This is a genomic window from Actinoallomurus sp. NBC_01490, from assembly GCF_036227085.1.
Classification (GTDB): domain Bacteria; phylum Actinomycetota; class Actinomycetes; order Streptosporangiales; family Streptosporangiaceae; genus Actinoallomurus; species Actinoallomurus oryzae.
This window is the reverse complement of record NZ_CP109433.1, coordinates 1,794,473-1,811,710: the sequence shown is the minus strand read 5'-3', so window position 1 is coordinate 1,811,710 and position 17,238 is coordinate 1,794,473. Positions and strand designations below refer to the sequence as shown.

Sequence of the window (17,238 nt, the reverse complement as noted above, 5' to 3'; positions counted from 1 at the left end):
AGGGCGTGTCCCGGCGTCAGCGGCGCCCCCGGCGCCCGCCGCGTGTGAGCGTACGGACCAGGTCACGGGCACGGTCGGCCGCCGAGACGAAGACACCGAAGATCATGTTGCTCTTCGCCGACTCCACGCCGGGGTGCGGATGCGTGGGCGCCATGGCCTCGGCCGCCTTGATGGCGGCGGCCAGCCCGCGCAGTTCCGCGTGACCGCGCCGGCTCAGCACGGGGAACTCCTCCCGTTCCTCGCGCTCGGCGTGCTGGAGTACCTCCGCGCGGAGGCGCGCGAACATCGGCGGGAAGCTCGGGTCGTGGGTGCCCATCCGCTCCAGGTCACGCAGCATGGTCTTGCCGCGCTTCTCCTCCTCCAGCAGGCGGTCGACGATCCGGTCGCCGTTCGGGGCGATGCGCCGGACGATCGGATGGACGACCTGCTCCTCCGCGGTCTCGTGCACGGCGAGCAGGCGCCGGAGGCTCTCGAACGCCTCCTCCCGACGCCGGCCGGTGTTCGCCTCGACCCGGCGGCACAGGCGGCGGATCTCTTCGTGCTGACGCAACAGCAACGCGACGGCGTTGGTCGCCGGCATCGTCTCCGGACGTTCGGCCATGGCCGGATTTCCTTTCTCCGCGCATCGCCGGCTCGCCCTGGGTCTACCCGGTGCCGATCCGCGAAACCCTGGGTGCGTCCAGGTCACCACCGCACGACGCTGGCGGACAGGGTGAGCGCGAAGGCGACGCCGACGAGGACGAGCATCGCCCAGGCCTGGATCCGCAACCGCCGGTGAAAGCCCGGCAGCTCCTCCGGCAGGGCGAACACCCGCGCCGGCCAGTGCCGCCACGAGACGTTCACGAAGATGGTCGTGGCGGCGGCGTACGGCACGAGGGCGACGGCGTAGACGGCCGCGACGGCCGGCCAGGTCACCATGACGGCGGCGGCGCTGAGCGCGAGCCCGGCCACCACGGCGATGACGCCGCGCCGGTTGCCGTGGGCGAGCACGAGGAGGAACTCCTCGCGGCGGCTCTCGTCGGGGAAGAAGCGCGCCACCCGCGGCTGGACGACGAACAGGCTGTAGGCCATCGAGCCCAGCCAGACGGCCGCGATCATCAGATGCACGATGGCGGCCGGCATGCACGGCACCGTACTCCGCCGGATGCCGGAATCGACATGGGCGGCAACGAACGCCGAGCCCGGCGGGTGCGTACGGTCAGGCGGCCGCCGGGTCGGGGGCGGGAGGCGGCCGTGCCGCTCCCGTCGCCGTGACTCTGCTCAGAGCTTGGTCATCTTGTGGTACGGCGCCGTGATGCGCTCACGGCGCGGGCGGAAGTCGACGAGGACGGCGACGTCCTCCTCGACCCCGATGACGACGCCGAGACCGAACTGGTCGTGGACCACCTGGTCGTCGACGGCGAACCGCTCGACCGGCGGAGCGTCGGCCGGAGGCTTGAACGGGCTGGTGGGCAGGTGTCGCCGGCTGGCGGCGCGGGGTGGCTTCACCCTCCTCAGTATGGTCCTGCGCGTCCGCGGAAGATATGAATACCGCCAGTCCGGTCCGCGAATTCACGTCGGGACGAAACCCCCATAGCGCCGCGGCGGCCCTCAACGCGTCGCGTACGAGCCGTCGCCCAGCTCCCGCAGCAGGGCGGTGAGCGTGGGCCCGAGCGGGGCGTCGAACGTCACGAGAGCGTGTTCGTCGCCGCGGGTGCCGCCCTGGTTGACGATGGCCACCGGGATGCCGAGCCGGGCCGCGTGGCGGACGAACCGGTAGCCGGACAGCACCGTCAGCGAGGATCCGAGCACGAGCAGCAGCCCGGCGCGCTCGGTCAGCCCGTAGCACTCGTCCACCCGGGACCTGGGCACGTTCTCGCCGAAGAAGATCACGTCGGGCTTCAGCAGACCGCCGCAGTCGGCGCAGTCCACGACGCGAAAGGACGCGACATCCTCGTCCGCGAGGACCGCGTCGCCGTCGGGGTTGATCGCGCCGGCCTCGGCGCTCCACGCGCGGTTGGCGGCGCCCAGGCGTTCGTCGAGCACCTCGCGGGAGGTACGCCGGCCACAGTTCAGGCACATGACCCGGTCGAGACTGCCGTGCAGTTCGATCACGTCGTGCGCGCCCGCGGCCTGCTGCAGGCCGTCGACGTTCTGGGTGATGATCCCGCTGACCAGCCCGCGGCGCTGCAGTTCGGCGACGGCGCGGTGCCCGGCGTTGGGCGTGGCCCGGGCGACGTGCCGCCAGCCGAGGTGACTGCGCGCCCAGTAGCGGCGGCGGGCGGCGGCGCTCCCGATGAACGTCTGGTACGTCATCGGCTCGGCCCGTCGTTTACGGCCGGTCTCGCCGCGGTAGTCCGGGATGCCGGACTCGGTCGACAGACCGGCACCGCTGAGCACCACGACGTCGCCGTCCGCGACGAGGTCGGCCAGCCGCGTGAGTGCGGGGCCGGTGTCCGGCGGTGTGAGAGCCGCGCCGGGGTCCGGCCGGGTGGGGCCCGCGCCGGGGCGCGGCCGGGTGGGGCCCGCGCCGGGGCGCGGCCGGGTGACGGCTGCGTCGGCGTCCGGCCGTGTGACGGCTGCGGGCGACGTATCGCCTGGACACTCGCCCAGCATCTGAGTGTTCACCCCCCAATGGTGCCCGATCTGTCCGATTGACCGAGCCGCGGCGTCGCGGCTGTCACACCGGAGGCGTTAGATGGGCGACATGTGCAGAAGCATCAAGACGTTGCGGCCACCGATGACCGAAGAGGTCACCGACGACGACATCCGCGCGGCCGCCCTGCAGTACGTGCGCAAGATCTCGGGGTTCCGCAAGCCCGCGGCCCACAACGAGGCCGTCTTCGAGCGCGCGGTCGACGCGGTGACCCAGGCCACCGCCGACCTCCTGGCGGACCTCCGGGTCCGCGGCGCCCATCTCTGATCCACGGGTTGTCCACAGCCTGTGGATGAATGAGTTACTCGAAACACATCGGCAGGGCCGCACGCCGCTGAACGATGGCTCGATGGCGGCCGGGAGACCCCGCCCCACCGGCGCAGCTCGTGGGCCGAGGAAAGTTTTCTCCTCGTGCAGGGGATGTTGGGGGCGGAGCCGCCCACATCGGGGGGTTCCGCGGGGTCGTCCTTCCCGGACCGGCCCCGTCCGGCGCGACAATGTCGGCGGATGCCTGCACAATGCATCCCAAGCTCAGTGAGAGGGCAAGGGATCGTGTCGACGTCTGTTCACCAGAAGATCGCCGAAGAGCTCGGCGTGCGCGAACGGCAGGTGCAGGTGGCCGTCGAGTTGCTCGACGGCGGTGCCACCGTGCCGTTCATCGCCCGCTACCGCAAGGAGGCGACGGGCGCGCTCGACGACGCCCAGCTGCGGACGCTCGAAGAACGCCTGCGCTATCTGCGCGAGATGGAGGAGCGTCGCACCGCGATCCTGGAGTCGATCGAGTCCCAGGGCAAGCTGGACGACGCCCTGCGTGCGCGGATCATGGAGGCCGACACGAAGGCCCGGCTCGAGGACATCTACCTGCCGTACAAGCCCAAGCGGCGCACCAAGGCGCAGATCGCCCGGGAGGCCGGCCTCGAGCCGCTCGCCGACGCGCTGCTCGCCGACCCGTCGCTCGACCCACAGGCGGCGGCCGGGCCGTACGTCACGGAGGAGATGGACGCCGCGGCGGCGCTGGACGGCGCCCGCGCGATCCTCGTCGAGCGGTTCGCCGAGGACGCCGACCTCATCGGCGACCTGCGCGAGCGGCTCTGGTCCAAGGGCCGCATGGTCTCGCGCGTACGTGAGGGCAAGGAGGAGGCCGGCGCGAAGTTCTCCGACTACTTCGACTTCGCCGAGCCCCTGACGAGGCTGCCGTCGCACCGGATCCTCGCGCTGTACCGCGGCGAGAAGGAGGAGGTCCTCGACCTCACCCTGACGCCGGAGGAGGAAGACGGCGAGGTCACCGCGTACGAGCGGGCGATCGCGCGGCGGTTCGAGGTGCCGCTGAGCAGCCGGTGGCTGGCCGAGACGGTGCGGTGGGCCTGGCGCACGCGCATCCTCGTCCGGCTCGATCTCGACCTGCGGCTGCGCCTGCGGCAGGAGGCCGAGGACGAGGCGGTGCGCGTGTTCGCGGCGAACCTGCGCGACCTGCTGCTCGCCGCGCCCGCCGGCACCCGCACCACGATGGGCCTGGACCCGGGCTACCGTACGGGCGTCAAGGTCGCGATCGTCGACCCCACGGGCAAGGTCGTGGCCACCGACACGATCTACCCGCACAAGCCGCAGGGCCGCTGGGACGAGGCGCTCGCCACGCTCGGCAAGCTCGCCCAGCAGCACGGCGTCGACCTGATCGCGATCGGCAACGGCACGGCCTCCCGCGAGACCGACCAGCTCGCCGCCGACCTGATCAAGCTGATGCCCGGGCTCACCAAGATCATGGTGTCGGAGGCCGGGGCGTCGGTGTACTCCGCCTCGCAGTACGCCTCGCAGGAACTGCCCGACATGGACGTCTCGCTGCGCGGCGCCGTCTCGATCGCCCGGCGGCTGCAGGACCCCCTCGCCGAGCTGGTCAAGATCGACCCCAAGTCGATCGGCGTCGGCCAATACCAGCACGACGTGTCGGAGACCAAGCTCTCCCGCTCGCTCGACGCGGTCGTGGAGGACTGCGTGAACGCGGTCGGCGTCGACGTCAACACGGCCTCGGTGCCGCTGCTGACGCGGGTGTCCGGCATCGGCTCGGGCCTCGCCGAGAACATCGTCCTCCACCGCGACGCCAACGGCCCGTTCCGGTCGCGGAACGCGCTGAAGGAGGTGCCGCGGCTGGGCCCGAAGGCGTACGAGCAGTGCGCCGGCTTCCTCCGCATCCGGGGCGGCGACGACCCGCTCGACGGCTCCAGCGTGCACCCCGAGGCGTACCCCCTGGTCCACCGGATCTTCGAGTCGACCGGCCTGAAGAAGGACGGCGGCGACGTCTCGGCGCTCATCGGCAACACCAGGGCGCTGCGGACGGTACGTCCGGAGGACTTCGTCGACGGCACGTTCGGCCTGCCGACGATCACCGACATCCTCAAGGAGCTGGACAAACCGGGACGCGACCCGCGCCCGGCGTTCAAGACCGCGACCTTCAAGGAGGGCGTCGACAAGATCGCCGACCTCGAGCCCGGCATGATCCTCGAAGGCGTGGTCACGAACGTCGCGGCATTCGGCGCGTTCGTGGACGTCGGCGTGCACCAGGACGGCCTCGTGCACGTGTCGGCGATGTCCAAGACCTTCGTCAAGGACCCGCGCGACGTCGTCAAGCCCGGCGACATCGTCCGCGTCAAGGTCCTCGACGTCGACATCCCGCGGTCACGGATCTCCCTCACGCTCCGGCTCGACGACGAGGCCGACCGCCGCAAACCGGGTGAGAGCCGACGCGACGGCGGCGCCCGGCGCCAGGGCGGCGGACGCCAGGGCGGCGGCCGGAACGGCGGCCGCCAGGGCCGCGGCGGCTCCGGGAGTTCGAGCGGCTCGGGCGGCGGCGCACTCGCCGACGCCCTACGCCGCGCCGGCCTCGACAAGGGCCTGCCCGGCCAGTAGGGACCCGGCCGCAGGTTATCCACAGCCACCCCACGCCCCTTCCGCGACCGCCTCCTACCCCTGGACACTAGAGATGGGCTGGAGCCCCCGGGCGGGAGGGGCGCGGGAGGGGCGCGCCCGGCGCGCCGCCGGGCGCGGGAGCGACGCGCCACCGGCGCGGCACCGGCGCGGGACCGACGCAGGGCCGACGCGGGAGCGACGCAGGACCGGCGCAGGAGCGACGCAGGACCGGCGCAGGAGCGACGCGCCACCGGCGCGGGACCGACGCGGCACCGGCGCGGGACCGACGCGGGACCGACGCAGGAGCGACGCGCCCACCGGCACGGCACCGACGCGGCACCGACGCGGCACCGACGCGGGCCGACGCGGCACCGGCGCGGGAGGCTTTGGTGCCACGTGTGGTCGACCGCAGCCGGAGGCCGCCGCGCACGGTGCGGAGAGCCGGGCGGCCGACGCGTCAGTGCCCTGCGTCCGGGCGGACGCCGTCCGGACGCAGGGCATGTTGAAGACCCTCCGAGCAGCGGGTGGCTTACGACCGGCTCTCAGAATTCGCCCGGCACATGACGAAGGCGGCGATCAAGACGACGGTCAGCGTGCCGTCCCAGCCGACGGTCTTGGTCGCCTCCGCGATGCCGCCGTGGGTGGAGTAGGCGACTGTCGTGACCGTCAGTGCCGCCTTGTTGGCGATCATCAATGCCCACACCGCACCGTGGACGCGCGGCCTCAGCGCGAGCAGCGCGAACATCCCGCCGCACAGGAACAGGCCGTACATCCGCCAGGTCTGGACGACAAGGGTGGCATGGTCTGCCGCGGTCACGTCGGAGACCGCGGTGACGGCCGCGAGGAGTGCGGAGGCCGCGACCAACCCGGTCAGGACCTGACCGACGGTCCCCCACCGGGACGATGTGCCGGCTGACGTCGAAATGTTCACGATCCGCTCCCCTGACGACTGCTTGTGCGACGGACTGTCGCATTAATGGATACGATGGCATGACCGAACGCTTAATGCAACGATTCGTCGCATCAGATGTCGAGGCGCACATGACCCAGACCCGGCCCGGGGGCCGCACCGCACGCACCCGCGCGGCCGTGCTCCAGGCGACCGTCGACGAGCTCATCGAGTCCGGCTATGCGGGGCTGAGCATGGAGTCCGTCGCCCACCGCGCCGGCGTGCACAAGGCAACGGTCTACCGGCGCTGGGGCACCCTCGACGGCCTCCTGGTCGACGCCCTCACGTTCTTCGCCGACCAATCCGTGCCGGCACCCGACACCGGCGGCATCGATGGCGACCTGCGCGAACTCGCCCGCTCCGCGCTGGCCGTACTCACGGACCGCGCCGGCCAGGCGCTGGTACGCGCCATGGTCTCGGCCGGCCACCACGACCAGGTCGCGCAGGTCATCCGCGCGTTCTGGGCCGAGCACACCACGATGGTCGCCGAGATCGTCACCCGCGCCGTCCGCCGCGGCGAGCTTCCCTCTGGCACTCAGCCGACCGACGTATCCCGAGCCATCGGAGCACCCCTGTACATGCGGCTGCTCGTCACCGCGGAACCACTCGACAGCGCTGCGGCCGACCAGTCGGCCGCGGCCGTCGCCGCGGCCGCACGCGCCGGCGTTTTCGTCTCATCCTGAGGAGGCCCCTCACGTGCGGGAGAGCCGTGAGCGTACGTCCTCTCAGCGGCCGTCGGCGACCGCCGACGCCGCGTCTCGGCGGCCCGCGCGCAGGCTTGTCAGGGTGACCGTCAGCAGCGTCACGACGATCACGGCGAGCGAGATCGGCGTGGGGATCTCCGGCAGCCACTTCCACGTGCCGTGTGCCCAGTGCAGGATCAGCTTCACGCCGATGAAGGCGAGGATGACCGCCAGGCCGTACCCCAGGTGAACCAGTTTGCTCAGCGTGCTCTGCAGTACGAAGAACAGCGCGCGCAGGCCGAAGAGTGAGAAGGCGTTGGCGGTGAAGACGAGGTACGGGTCCTGGGTGACGCCGTACACGGCGGGGATCGAGTCGATCGCGAAGACCAGGTCCGTGCCGAACACCGCGACGACGACCACGGCGAGCGGGGTGAGGGCCCGCCGGCCGTCGAGGCGGGCGGTGAGGCGCGGGCCCCGGTAGTCGTCGGTCACCGGCATCAGGCGGCGTACGAGGCGGACGGAGCGCAGGGAGGACACGTTCACCTCGTGCCCCGCTCCCGTGATCGTGTCCCTCACGATCTTGATGGCGGTGAACAGGAGGATGGCACCGAAGATCACGAAGGTCCAGGAGACCGTCTGGACGGCCGCGGCGCCGATCGCGATGAAGACGCCGCGCAGCACGAGGGCGCCGGCGATGCCGTACAGCAGCACCCGCTGGGTGAGAGCGACGGGCACCGCGAAGGCGGCGATGAGCAGCATGAACACGAAAAGGTTGTCGACCGACAAGGACTTTTCCACCAGCCAGCCGGTGAAGTAGTCGACCGCGGTCTCCGAACCCCACCGCTGCCAGGCGAAGACGCCGAAGATGATCGGCAGGGCGAGGTAGAAGGCCGTCCACGCCAGCGCCTCGCGGAAGGCGACCGCGTGCGGACGCCGGGTCAGCACGAAGTCCACCGCGAAGAAGAACAGCACCCCCGCGAGGGTCACGACCCAGACCAGCGGCGAAGCGACGGAAGTGGACATGCGGACTCCTCGAACGGCTCGTCGTCCGAGGTCTCCTTCACCCGCGCGAGGCGGGCCGCCACCCGGGGCCACCACCAAGGGTGTCCGTGCTGACCGGGCCGACGCTGGGAAGTACTCCCCTCATCGAGAACGATAGCCGCTGACCACCGGTTCCCGCTGGCAGAGGGCTTGATCGGACCCCGACCGGAACGGTGAGCCGACGCGGCGCCGTCCAGTGCGGCGTCCACATCCGTCCACCGGGTGCACGGCCGCCGGGCTCCATCAGACGAACGGAGGGCCTCGCCGGCCCGAACGTCCTGATCCCGCCGCGCGGGTCGCGCGCGGCGGGATCAGGGCCGGGAGAGGCCGAGGCCCGTGTCCGCGGGCCAGGGCCGGTTGAGGCTAGTTCGAGCTCACGGTCCAGCCGTTCGGGACGAAGCGTGCTGCGTCCGACGGGCGCTCGCCGTTGAGGACGACGTGGCCGTGCGCGTCGTAGGCGCGGACGCCGTCGACGTACACGCCGCGGCCCTCGTACAGCGGGTCGGTCGTGTAGCGCCAGCGCACCTGCGTGGTGCCCGCCGGCAGTGTGGCCGCCGCCTTGGCCCAGCGGCGGTCCTCGAAGCCGGAGAACGTGCCGTCCGACGTCCAGGAAGAACGGCCCGCCTTGAGCGAGAACGGCACCGGCGTCCAGGTCGTGCCGTCCGGCGAGGCCTCCAGCACGCCGAGGTCGGTCTCCTCCGTGTCGTACCACAGGTCGAAGGAGAGCTTCGTGGCGCCGGTCACCGGGGCGGTGAGCGTCGCGGTGCTCTTGTCCTTGGTCTGGGAGAACCACGCCGTACGGCCCTCGGCCGGGCGCACCGGGATGGCGCGGGCCAGGTCCTGGGCGACCGCGACACGCGCCGGGTTGATGCTGCCCCAGTTGCGGCTCGGGTGCACCCGGTTGGTCAGCAGGATGCTGAACGACCGGGACAGCGGGTCGATGACGATGTCGGTCCCGGTGTAGCCGGTGTGGCCGGCGGTCACCGGGGAGGACAGGCCGCCCATGTACCAGCGCTGGTTCAGCTCGAATCCGATGCCGTGCGAGTCGGAGGGGAACGCCTGGTTGAAGTCGGTGAAGATCTTCCGCACCGACGAGTCCCCAAGGACCCGCGCGTGGCCGTACCGGCCGCCGTCCAGGATCATCTGGGCGAGGATCGCGAGGTCGTGCGCGGTGGAGAAGACCCCGGCGTGCCCGGCGACACCGCCGAGGGCGTAGGAGTTCTCGTCGTGGACCTGGCCCCACACGAGCCCGCGATTGAGCTGGGCGGGCGGCACATGCTCGTACTCCGTCGCGGCGATGCGGTTCTTCTCGGACACGGGCGGGTTGTAGCCGGTGTCCTTCAGCCCGAGCGGCCCGGTGATCCCGTCGCGTACGAGGACGTCGAGGGTCTTGCCGGTCACGTGCTCCAGGATGAACTGCATCGTGATCAGGTTCAGGTCGGAGTAGACGTACGCGGTGCCGGGCGGGTTCTGCAGCTTCTCCGCGTACAGCGCCTGCTCCTGCGCGGCGCGGCCCTCGTAGTTGTAGAACGGCAGGTCCGGCTCCAGGCCGCTCGTGTGCGTGAGCAGCTGGCGGAGGGTGATCGTGCCCTTGCCGTTCTGGGCGAAGTCGGGCAGGTACGTCGCGACCGTCTTGTCCAGATCAATCGTGCCGCGCTCGACCTGTTGCAGGGCGACGATCGTGGTGAACAGCTTGGACATCGACGCCAGGTCGAAGATCGTGTCGTCGCGCATCGGGATCCACTGGTCCCGCGGCAGTTCGGTCGGCTTGTCGTCGGAGTAGCGCAGCGCGTACCCGGACGCACTGTGCTGGACGATCGTGCCGCCCCGCGCGGCGAGCACGACCGCGCCCGGGTACAGCGGGTGCGCCGCGCCGGGCAGGGCGGTCTCGTACGCGGCGGCGTCCCTGGCGATCGCCGCGACCTGGTCGGGCAGCAGCCCGGCGGAGGCGGCCGAGCCGTAGTGCAGCGTACGGCCGGGCGTGAATTTCAAATCGGAGGCGGTGACGGTCGGCGGGCCGCCCGCAGGCGCGGCGGACGGCGAAGATGGGGCGGCCTGGGCGGCCGCCGGCGCGCCGAGGCACGCGGCGGCCACGAGGACCATGAGGGAGCGACGTGGGGGGCGACGCAACGGTTCCTCCTCAGCGGTACAGCAGATAACGGGCCCGCTGGGCGCGGAACCGTGCCAGCTCCCCCTGCCAGGAGGCGACGATCTGGTCCGTCGTGGAGCCGCCGTCGACCCCCTTCCGGACGAGGTCGGAGCCGGTGAGCTTGTCGATCCAGTACGGCGGGGCGCTCTCGCGCCAGGCGAAGTCCTTGGGGTAGAGCTTCTTCGCGGTCACGATCATCGCGATCGCGGTACGGATCGAGTCGAACCTGCGGCGGTCGGTCACCGTGACCTCGACGCCCGCGCAGTTCTGGTTCGCCCACTTGGAGAACGTGGGCACGAAGTACATCTCGCGGAACCGCACACCGGGCAGGTTCAGCGCGTTCAGGGCGTCGGCGTAGTGCCAGTCGAGGAACGGCGCGCCGACGATCTCGAACGGACGGGTCGTGCCGCGGCCCTCCGAGATCGTCAGGGCCTCGAACAGGCCGAGGCCGGGGTAGACGATCGCCGTGTCGAGGGTCGGCATGTTCGGCGAGGGCATCACCCAGGGCAGGCCGGTCTCGTCGAAGAACATGCCGCGCCGCCAGCCGCGCATCTTCACGACCTGCGGTTTGACCTTCCCGCCGAGGAACTCCTTGTCGAACAGCAGGGCCAGCTCGCCGACGGTCATGCCGTGCTGCTGCGAGATCGCCTGCTTGCCGACGCCGGAGGTGTACCCCGGTTGCATGACCGGGCCGGTCGCCTGGGTGCCGCCGAGCGGGTTCGGCCGGTCGAGGACGACGAAGCGCTTGCCGGCGAGGGACGCCGCCTGCATGCAGTCGTACATCGTCCAGATGTAGGTGTAGAAGCGCGCGCCGGCGTCCTGGATGTCGAAGACGACCGTGTCGATGCCGGACTTGGTGAAGTCGTCCGCGATCGCCTGCACGCTCTTGGCGTATGCGTCGTAGACGGGGATGCCGGTGCGCGGGTCCTTGTAGGAGCCCTCGGAGCCGCCGGCCTGCGCGGAGCCGCGGAAGCCGTGCTCGGGGCCGAACACCGCCACGAGATCGACGGCGCCGGAGGCGTGCATGACGTCGACCTCGTGGCTCAGGTCGCGCACGACCGCGGTGGGGTTGGCCACCATGCCGACCTTCTGGCCCTTGAGCTGCTGGTAGCCGCCCGCGTGCAGCACGTCGAAGCCGGTCTGCACGTCGCCGGCCTTCTTCGCCTCGGCGGGCGTGGCGGCCAAAGAGGCGAACGGCGCCGCGGCTCCGGTGACGGCGATGCCGCGGAGTACTCCTCGTCGTGTCGTCATGTCATCCCCCTTCAGAACGCCGTCAGGTCGGTCACGACGGGCCGGTGGTCGGAGGCGAGCGTGTCCGGCACGTGCGCCCCGACGGCGCGGATGCCGGACCCGGTCGAGTAGGTCACGTAGTCGATCCGCTTGGTCGGTGTGTCGGCGGGCCAGGTCGGCGTGGTGCGCTGCCCCACGACCGTCATGGCGTCGGTCAGCCGCGTCCACAGCGGCGCCAGCTCCGGGTCGTCCGGCTGGGCGTTGAAGTCGCCGAGGAGCAGCTTGCGGCCGTGCCGCCGATCCATGATCGAGTCCATGTCGGCCACCTGGGCCTCCCGTACGCCCGGATCGGCGCGGTAGTCCAGGTGGGTGACGTACACCCAGAGTGGCATGCCGTGCGCGTTGAGGAGCACCTCGGGGAATCCCGGGCCGGGCGCGGGCACCGGGTCGGGAACCTGCGTGGACAGCCGGGTGATGTCGTGGTTCTTCGCGTACATGATCGGGAACCGCGACAGCAACGCGACGCCGAACCTCCGGTCGGGCGCGCCCTCGCGGTCCGGCGGAAGGTCGTAGATGGGGGCGAAGAAGACGTGCATGCGCAGCCGCCGGGCCAGCCACGTGGCCTCGTCGGTGTAGTCGCTGCGGCTCGCCCAGTCGACGTCGACCTCTTCCAGGCCGACGACGTCGGGGTGCTCGGACTCGATGGCCTCGGCCTGTCGTTCCAGGTCGAAGACGTGATCGGAGCCGGCGCCGGCCTGGATGTTGTAGTTCATCACCCGCAACCGTACGCCTCGGCCGTGATCACTCTCCGTAGCGGCATGGGCGGACGGACCGGTGGCGAGCGCACCGAGCAGCAGGGCCATGACGGCCGGCCCGGCTGCGGTGCGGCGTACGGCTCGGGAGGAACGCGAAACGGGCCGGAACATGGATCTCCCGGTGGTTCTGGAAAAAATCCAACGTCATCACGTGGTCGTATGGAAGTTAAGTACTAACGATCACGGCGTCAATAGCCTGCGACGTTAAGGTTGGCCGACATCGGCACGCCGCCGGTCTTCCGGCGAGGCGACCGCGAGCGTCCAGGGCATCTGCGGGCGAGTGTCGGATTCGGGTGAGGCGGCCGCGAGCACAGAGGGTGTACGCCGATAATTGAGGCGTCATGCCGACCCGTCCGACGTACCGTGCCGCGCGTGCGGTGGTGTTCGCCACCGTGTGCGTCGCGCTGGCCGTCACCGGTCACATGATGGCCTCGCACGCCACCGTCTCCCCGGTCGCGGCGGTCGGCGGGCTCGCGGTCATGACCGTGGTCGGCATGGCCCTCGCCGGCGCCGAACGCTCCCTCGCGACGATCTTCGGTGGGCTGCTGGGGGGCCAGTTCGTCCTGCACGCCCTGTTCTCGGCCGCCGAGCACGGGCAGCACCTGACTCACGGCGACACCATGGCGCCGTCCTCGGCCGGCTGGACCATGACCTTCGCCCACGGCGTGGCGGCGGCCGTGTCCGCCTGGTGGCTGCACCGCGGCGAGCGGGCGGTGTGGAGCCTGGCCCGGCGCGTCGCCGCGGCCCTCGTACGTCCGGCGCGCGCCCTGCTGTCGGCGGCGCCGCCGGTCCGCTCGGCGCCGCGCCTCCAGGCCGCGCCCTCACCCGCCGCCGCGCCGCGCGGCGCCCTCCTGCGTCACGTCGTCATCCGAAGGGGACCTCCCGCCGCCCGTACGGCGGCGCTCGCCGGTTGAGCGCCGCACGGCTCCCGGATCTCCGCAGGTCCGGTAATTCGGCGTTCCACTGTCAAATGGAGAGAAGTCCCTTTATGCGCATGTCACAGCGCGTGGCGACCGTGTCCGCCCTGGCCGGTCTGGCGGTCACGCTCGCGGCCGGAGCCGCCTCGGCGCACGTCACCGCCAACCCGAGCACGGCCGAGCCGGGCTCGTACAGCAAGGTGTCGTTCCGCGTCCCGAACGAGGAGAAGAGCGCCGACACCACGAAGCTGGAGGTCGACCTGCCCGCCGACCACCCGATCGCCTCCGTGTCGGTCCGCCCGGTGCCCGGCTGGAAGATCAAGGTCGAGAAGACCAAGCTGGCCACGCCGCTCAAGGTCGAGGGCGGGGAGCTCACCGAGGCCGTCTCGAAGATCACCTGGAGCGGAGGGAAGATCACGCCGGGCGAGTTCCAGGAGTTCGACGTCTCGATGGGCCCGCTGCCGACCGGCGTCGACCGGCTGATGTTCAAGGCGGCCCAGACCTACTCGGACGGCGACGTGGTGAACTGGAACCAGGACCCCGGCAACGGCGGTCAGGAGCCCGAGCACCCCGCGCCGACCATCCATCTCGTCGCCGCCGCGTCCGGTGCGAACGCCAAGGACGCGTCGACGCGAGTGACCGCGGCGGACTCCCCGGCGTCGCCGGACGACGGCACCGCACGGCTGCTCGGCGGCCTGGGCCTCGGCTTCGGGGTCGTGGGCCTGGCCGTCGGCGTGTACGGCCTGACCCGGAGGCGCGCGTCATGAGGATCGCGGTGGCCGCCACGGCGGCGGCACTGCTGGGCGTGCTGGCCACGGCCGCGCCGGCCGAGGCCCACACGACCCTGACATCGTCCGATCCGGCCAAGGGCGCGACGGTGGCCGCACCGGCCCAGATCCGCCTGACCTACGCCGACCCGGTGCGCTTCCCCGGCGTCGTCCTGCTGGACGCCAAGGGCGGCCACCACGAGGCGGGCAAGGCGAGCGCGGTCGACAACCACGTGACGCAGCAGGTCGGCGGCGCGCTGGCGCCGGGCGTCTACACGGTCGGCTGGCGCGTGGTCGCCGAGGACGGCCACCCGGTGACCGGCGAGTACAAGTTCACGGTGAAGGGCGGCGGCTCTCCGTCGGCGACCCAGACGGCCCCGGCGGGCTCGGCGTCGTCGGCGCCGGCCTCCCCCGCCGCCGAGCCCGTACGGCACACCTCCAGCGCCGGCTGGTGGTGGATCGGGCTCGTCGTCATCGTCCTCGGCGTCATCGGCGGCGCGCTGGCACTGCTCCGCCGCCGCTCCGCGGGCGGCCGGGCCTGACGCCTCCGTGGTCCTCGTTCCCCGGCCGCGGGGAACGAGGACCACGTCCCCCGGATGGCCGGTCAGTGCGCCTCGTGACCCGCACCGAATCGCCCGGACGCTCGCACGGCGTACGCGTGTGGTGTCCGTACGCCGTAATTGCGGCAGAAGGAAACCCGCCTTTCCGGCGAACCGAAAACTGCCTCCGCGTCAGCCCTTCAGCGCGACGAAGGCGACGCGCCTGCCCGGCTTTCCGGGCGGGCGCAGGTGGCCGTTCACATAGACGCGTGCGGCGCTCGCGTCGCTCAGGACGACGCTCAGCCGCTGTTCGTCGAAGCGCAGCGACTGGCCGCGCGTGAAGTTGCGGTTGACGAGGATGTCGCCGCCCGGCACCCGCACGAACACCTGGCATTTCGGACCCGTCACCGTGACCGAGAGGGTCACCGCGGCCGGAGCCGCCGACGGCGACGGCCGGCCATGCCGGAAGAGCGGCCGGCCGCGCGTCTCGTCCCAGATCCGGTAACCGGCGAACGCCGCCAGGCAGACGAGGGCCCCGATCGCGAGAAGCGCGAGGAAGAACCGGCCGCGAAGCGCACGTCTTCGCTCGGCAGAGACATGACGTCCCACAACGGGGAGCTTATCCAGTGACCTATGCGACGTCAGGTGTTCGAAATAGCCAAGAGTCGACCAGGGCGAGTTCTCCCGGTATCGCGTGTTAATAAAGCGGCTCAAAGAAAGTTCTGTGACTGGTGTTACGAAAGTCATCTCACTTCCACGCCACACCTCAGCCGAAATGTCAGGAAAGGGACATTGATGTGCGCTTAACCGGCTAATCTCCGGGGCAAATGACGGGATGCCGTTAATGATCGGGGACGGGTGTTGGATGCCATACCGTCGCGGTAGCGCTGTCCGGGGCAAGGCGCCGGCCCTGCTGTCGGCCCTCCTGCTGACCATCGTTCCGGCCGCCGCCGCCTGCTCCCTCGGCTCCCATGCCGACGGTTGCCGCGCCGAGGCGATCACCGTGGCCGCCGCGCCCACGATCGCGCCGGCCGTCGAGCAGACCGCCCGCCGCTACAACGCCCGGACGACCTGCGTCCGCGTCACCGTGCTCCGCAAGGAGCCGGCGGACGTGGCCGGCGTCCTGTCCGGGCAGGGCTCCTCCCCCGGCGCCGTACGGCCCGACGCGTGGATCCCGGACTCCTCGCTCTGGCTGCCGGTCGCCCGGCGCACCCGCCTCGGCGCCGCCGCCGTACGGCCGTCGGGCACCTCGATCGCCTCCTCGCCCCTGATCCTGGCCGCCGCGCAGGGACGCTCACCGAACCAGGTGAGCTGGCGGCTGCTCCTGTCCTCCCGGCTGCCCGGCACCGGCGCGGCGCGGCCGCCGGTCCGCGTGCGGTTCCTCGATCCCACGACGCAGGCGAGCGGCCTCGGCGCGCTGATGCTCGCCCACCAGGCGTCCGGGGCGGGAAAGTCCGGGCTCAGCACGTTCGCGATCACGCTCTACTCCGATCTCGGCTCCGCCCTGCCCGACGACAAGGCCGCGTACGAGGCGATGTTCCGTGGCGGCGACCCGCCGACCGCCGTGGTGCTGTCGGAACAGTCGGTCTGGCAGCACAACCACGTGGACCCGAAACGGCCGGTCAGCGCCCGTTACCCGGCCGACGGCACGCTCGCGCTGGACTTCCCGTACGTCTCGGCGACCACTGACCGCGAGCGGTCGCGGACCGTGGAGGACTTCCGCGACGCGCTGTCGCAGTCGCCGGCGCGCGAGGCTCTGCAGTCGCTCGGGCTGCGCACCCCGGACGGCGTCGCCGGTGCCGGGTTCGGTCCCCGGTACGGTGTCGCGGCCGAGGCGCCGGCGCCGACGCGCCCGCAGGACCCGGCGACGGTCGGCCGGATCCTGCAGATGTGGCAGCGGACCGTGCTCGGCGCGCGCATGCTGATCCTGCTCGACGTCTCCCCCTCGATGGGCGATCCCGTGCCGCGCGGCAAGGAGACGCGCATGCGCGCGACGACCCAGGCGGCCATCGGCGGCACCCGCATCCTCAGCGACAACTCCCAGGTCGCCCTCTGGGAGTTCTCCACCCGGCTGGACGGTGACCGCGACTACCGGCAGCTCGTGCCGTACCGGCAGCTGACCCAGCGCGTGGGCGCCGGGACCCAGCGCGACGCCGTGATCGCCGCCTTCAACGCGGCGCGGCCCGCGCCCGGCACCCGTACGGCGCTGTACGACTCGGTGCTGGCCGCGTACCGGGAGGCGGTGCGGACCTACCAGCCGGACCGCAACAACGTGCTGGTCGTGCTCACCGACGGCATGAACTACGACCCCGGGCACACGATCCTTCTGCAGGAGCTGCTGAAGGAGCTGGGGCGCATCGCGGACCCGCTCAAGCCGGTGGCGATCGTGCCCATCGCCTTCGGACCGGACATCGATCCGGCCCCGCTCCAGCAGATCGCGGCGCGAACCGGCGGCCAGGCGTTCGTCACGCTCGACCCCGGCCAGATCCAGCAGGTGTTCCTCGAGATGCTGATCCGTCTCACGTGCGGCGAGGAATGCCCCATGTCCTGAGCGCCCGGTAAGGTCGGGATTCTGTGAGCGAGCGCAGCGAGCGAACCATTGAACACACGCG

At 71.5% G+C, this 17,238-nt stretch carries 17 protein-coding genes; 7 read left to right on the top strand and 10 right to left on the bottom strand.

The features are described 5' to 3' along the window. Positions 1-16 precede the first annotated feature (16 nt). From OG417_RS09095 to OG417_RS09080, 4 genes are all read right to left on the bottom strand, one after another. Positions 17-601 (bottom strand): hemerythrin domain-containing protein, encoded by a 585-nt coding sequence (locus OG417_RS09095; protein WP_329252545.1) that lies wholly within the window; start codon positions 599-601, stop codon positions 17-19. Between the two features lie 83 nt (positions 602-684). Beyond that, positions 685-1,122 carry a hypothetical protein gene (locus OG417_RS09090; protein ID WP_329252542.1) on the bottom strand — a complete coding sequence of 146 codons (438 nt, stop codon included), beginning with the start codon at positions 1,120-1,122 and terminating at the stop codon, positions 685-687. A gap of 138 nt (positions 1,123-1,260) precedes the next feature. Further along, entirely contained in the window at positions 1,261-1,488 is a 228-nt protein-coding gene (locus OG417_RS09085; protein ID WP_329252539.1) for a hypothetical protein, read from the bottom strand. Between the two features lie 102 nt (positions 1,489-1,590). Then, on the bottom strand, positions 1,591-2,607 hold the full coding sequence (locus OG417_RS09080) for an NAD-dependent protein deacetylase (RefSeq protein WP_329252536.1): 1,017 nt from the start codon (positions 2,605-2,607) through the stop codon (positions 1,591-1,593). Positions 2,608-2,686: 79 nt separating this feature from the next. On the opposite strand from OG417_RS09080, the gene OG417_RS09075 reads away from it, so the two are divergent. After that, positions 2,687-2,902: a DUF2277 domain-containing protein gene (locus OG417_RS09075; RefSeq protein WP_329252533.1), complete on the top strand. Its 216-nt coding sequence runs from the start codon at positions 2,687-2,689 to the stop codon at positions 2,900-2,902. A 285-nt stretch (positions 2,903-3,187) separates the two neighbouring features. Then, positions 3,188-5,536 (top strand): Tex family protein, encoded by a 2,349-nt coding sequence (locus OG417_RS09070; RefSeq protein WP_329252530.1) that lies wholly within the window; start codon positions 3,188-3,190, stop codon positions 5,534-5,536. Positions 5,537-6,065: 529 nt separating this feature from the next. Here the strand turns inward: OG417_RS09070 and OG417_RS09065 are convergent. Next, on the bottom strand, positions 6,066-6,467 hold the full coding sequence (locus OG417_RS09065) for a hypothetical protein (RefSeq protein WP_329252528.1): 402 nt from the start codon (positions 6,465-6,467) through the stop codon (positions 6,066-6,068). Positions 6,468-6,526: 59 nt separating this feature from the next. On the opposite strand from OG417_RS09065, the gene OG417_RS09060 reads away from it, so the two are divergent. Continuing rightward, a complete protein-coding gene (locus OG417_RS09060) occupies positions 6,527-7,168 on the top strand; it encodes a TetR/AcrR family transcriptional regulator (protein WP_329252526.1) in 642 nt (213 codons plus the stop codon). A 42-nt stretch (positions 7,169-7,210) separates the two neighbouring features. Here the strand turns inward: OG417_RS09060 and OG417_RS09055 are convergent, their stop codons facing one another. From OG417_RS09055 to OG417_RS09040, 4 genes are all read right to left on the bottom strand, one after another. Continuing rightward, positions 7,211-8,191 (bottom strand): TerC/Alx family metal homeostasis membrane protein, encoded by a 981-nt coding sequence (locus tag OG417_RS09055; protein WP_329252522.1) that lies wholly within the window; start codon positions 8,189-8,191, stop codon positions 7,211-7,213. Positions 8,192-8,572: 381 nt separating this feature from the next. Next, the gene (locus OG417_RS09050; RefSeq protein WP_329252519.1) at positions 8,573-10,339 is read right to left on the bottom strand and encodes a serine hydrolase; all 1,767 of its coding nucleotides are present in this window, start codon (positions 10,337-10,339) and stop codon (positions 8,573-8,575) included. A gap of 10 nt (positions 10,340-10,349) precedes the next feature. Continuing rightward, complete coding sequence (locus tag OG417_RS09045; RefSeq protein ID WP_329252516.1) at positions 10,350-11,609, bottom strand: exo-beta-N-acetylmuramidase NamZ family protein; 1,260 nt, start codon at positions 11,607-11,609, stop codon at positions 10,350-10,352. 11 nt (positions 11,610-11,620) lie between these two features. Further along, a complete protein-coding gene (locus OG417_RS09040; RefSeq protein ID WP_329252513.1) occupies positions 11,621-12,514 on the bottom strand; it encodes an endonuclease/exonuclease/phosphatase family protein in 894 nt (297 codons plus the stop codon). A gap of 230 nt (positions 12,515-12,744) precedes the next feature. Here OG417_RS09040 and OG417_RS09035 point away from each other — a divergent pair, with 230 nt between their 5' ends. The 3 genes from OG417_RS09035 to OG417_RS09025 all read left to right on the top strand — a co-directional run bounded on the left by OG417_RS09035 (position 12,745) and on the right by OG417_RS09025 (position 14,629). Continuing rightward, positions 12,745-13,317, top strand: a complete 573-nt coding sequence (locus OG417_RS09035) for a hypothetical protein (protein WP_329252510.1) — start codon at positions 12,745-12,747, stop codon at positions 13,315-13,317. Between the two features lie 80 nt (positions 13,318-13,397). Further along, a complete protein-coding gene (locus tag OG417_RS09030) occupies positions 13,398-14,087 on the top strand; it encodes a YcnI family copper-binding membrane protein (protein WP_329252507.1) in 690 nt (229 codons plus the stop codon). Beyond that, positions 14,084-14,629 (top strand): copper resistance CopC family protein, encoded by a 546-nt coding sequence (locus OG417_RS09025; RefSeq protein ID WP_329252504.1) that lies wholly within the window; start codon positions 14,084-14,086, stop codon positions 14,627-14,629. The genes OG417_RS09030 and OG417_RS09025 overlap by 4 nt, the downstream gene beginning before the upstream one ends. Positions 14,630-14,818: 189 nt before the next feature. On the opposite strand, the gene OG417_RS09020 is transcribed toward OG417_RS09025, so the two are convergent. After that, positions 14,819-15,235, bottom strand: a complete 417-nt coding sequence (locus OG417_RS09020; protein WP_329252501.1) for a hypothetical protein — start codon at positions 15,233-15,235, stop codon at positions 14,819-14,821. A gap of 256 nt (positions 15,236-15,491) precedes the next feature. Between OG417_RS09020 and OG417_RS09015 the strand changes: the two genes are divergently transcribed. Continuing rightward, the gene (locus OG417_RS09015) at positions 15,492-17,177 is read left to right on the top strand and encodes a substrate-binding domain-containing protein (protein ID WP_329252497.1); all 1,686 of its coding nucleotides are present in this window, start codon (positions 15,492-15,494) and stop codon (positions 17,175-17,177) included. Positions 17,178-17,238 lie beyond the last annotated feature (61 nt).

What these genes read in the sequence shown, in the direction of transcription:
- OG417_RS09030 (WP_329252507.1), top strand. Translation starts at nt 13,398, where the DNA reads ATGTCACAGCGCGTGGCGACCGTGTCCGCCCTGGCCGGTCTGGCGGTC.
- OG417_RS09045 (WP_329252516.1), bottom strand. Translation starts at nt 11,609, where the DNA reads ATGACGACACGACGAGGAGTACTCCGCGGCATCGCCGTCACCGGAGCC.
- OG417_RS09090 (WP_329252542.1), bottom strand. Translation starts at nt 1,122, where the DNA reads ATGCCGGCCGCCATCGTGCATCTGATGATCGCGGCCGTCTGGCTGGGC.
- OG417_RS09060 (WP_329252526.1), top strand. Translation starts at nt 6,527, where the DNA reads ATGACCGAACGCTTAATGCAACGATTCGTCGCATCAGATGTCGAGGCG.
- OG417_RS09015 (WP_329252497.1), top strand. Translation starts at nt 15,492, where the DNA reads ATGCCATACCGTCGCGGTAGCGCTGTCCGGGGCAAGGCGCCGGCCCTG.
- OG417_RS09095 (WP_329252545.1), bottom strand. Translation starts at nt 601, where the DNA reads ATGGCCGAACGTCCGGAGACGATGCCGGCGACCAACGCCGTCGCGTTG.
- OG417_RS09025 (WP_329252504.1), top strand. Translation starts at nt 14,084, where the DNA reads ATGAGGATCGCGGTGGCCGCCACGGCGGCGGCACTGCTGGGCGTGCTG.
- OG417_RS09075 (WP_329252533.1), top strand. Translation starts at nt 2,687, where the DNA reads ATGTGCAGAAGCATCAAGACGTTGCGGCCACCGATGACCGAAGAGGTC.
- OG417_RS09055 (WP_329252522.1), bottom strand. Translation starts at nt 8,191, where the DNA reads ATGTCCACTTCCGTCGCTTCGCCGCTGGTCTGGGTCGTGACCCTCGCG.
- OG417_RS09040 (WP_329252513.1), bottom strand. Translation starts at nt 12,514, where the DNA reads ATGTTCCGGCCCGTTTCGCGTTCCTCCCGAGCCGTACGCCGCACCGCA.
- OG417_RS09035 (WP_329252510.1), top strand. Translation starts at nt 12,745, where the DNA reads ATGCCGACCCGTCCGACGTACCGTGCCGCGCGTGCGGTGGTGTTCGCC.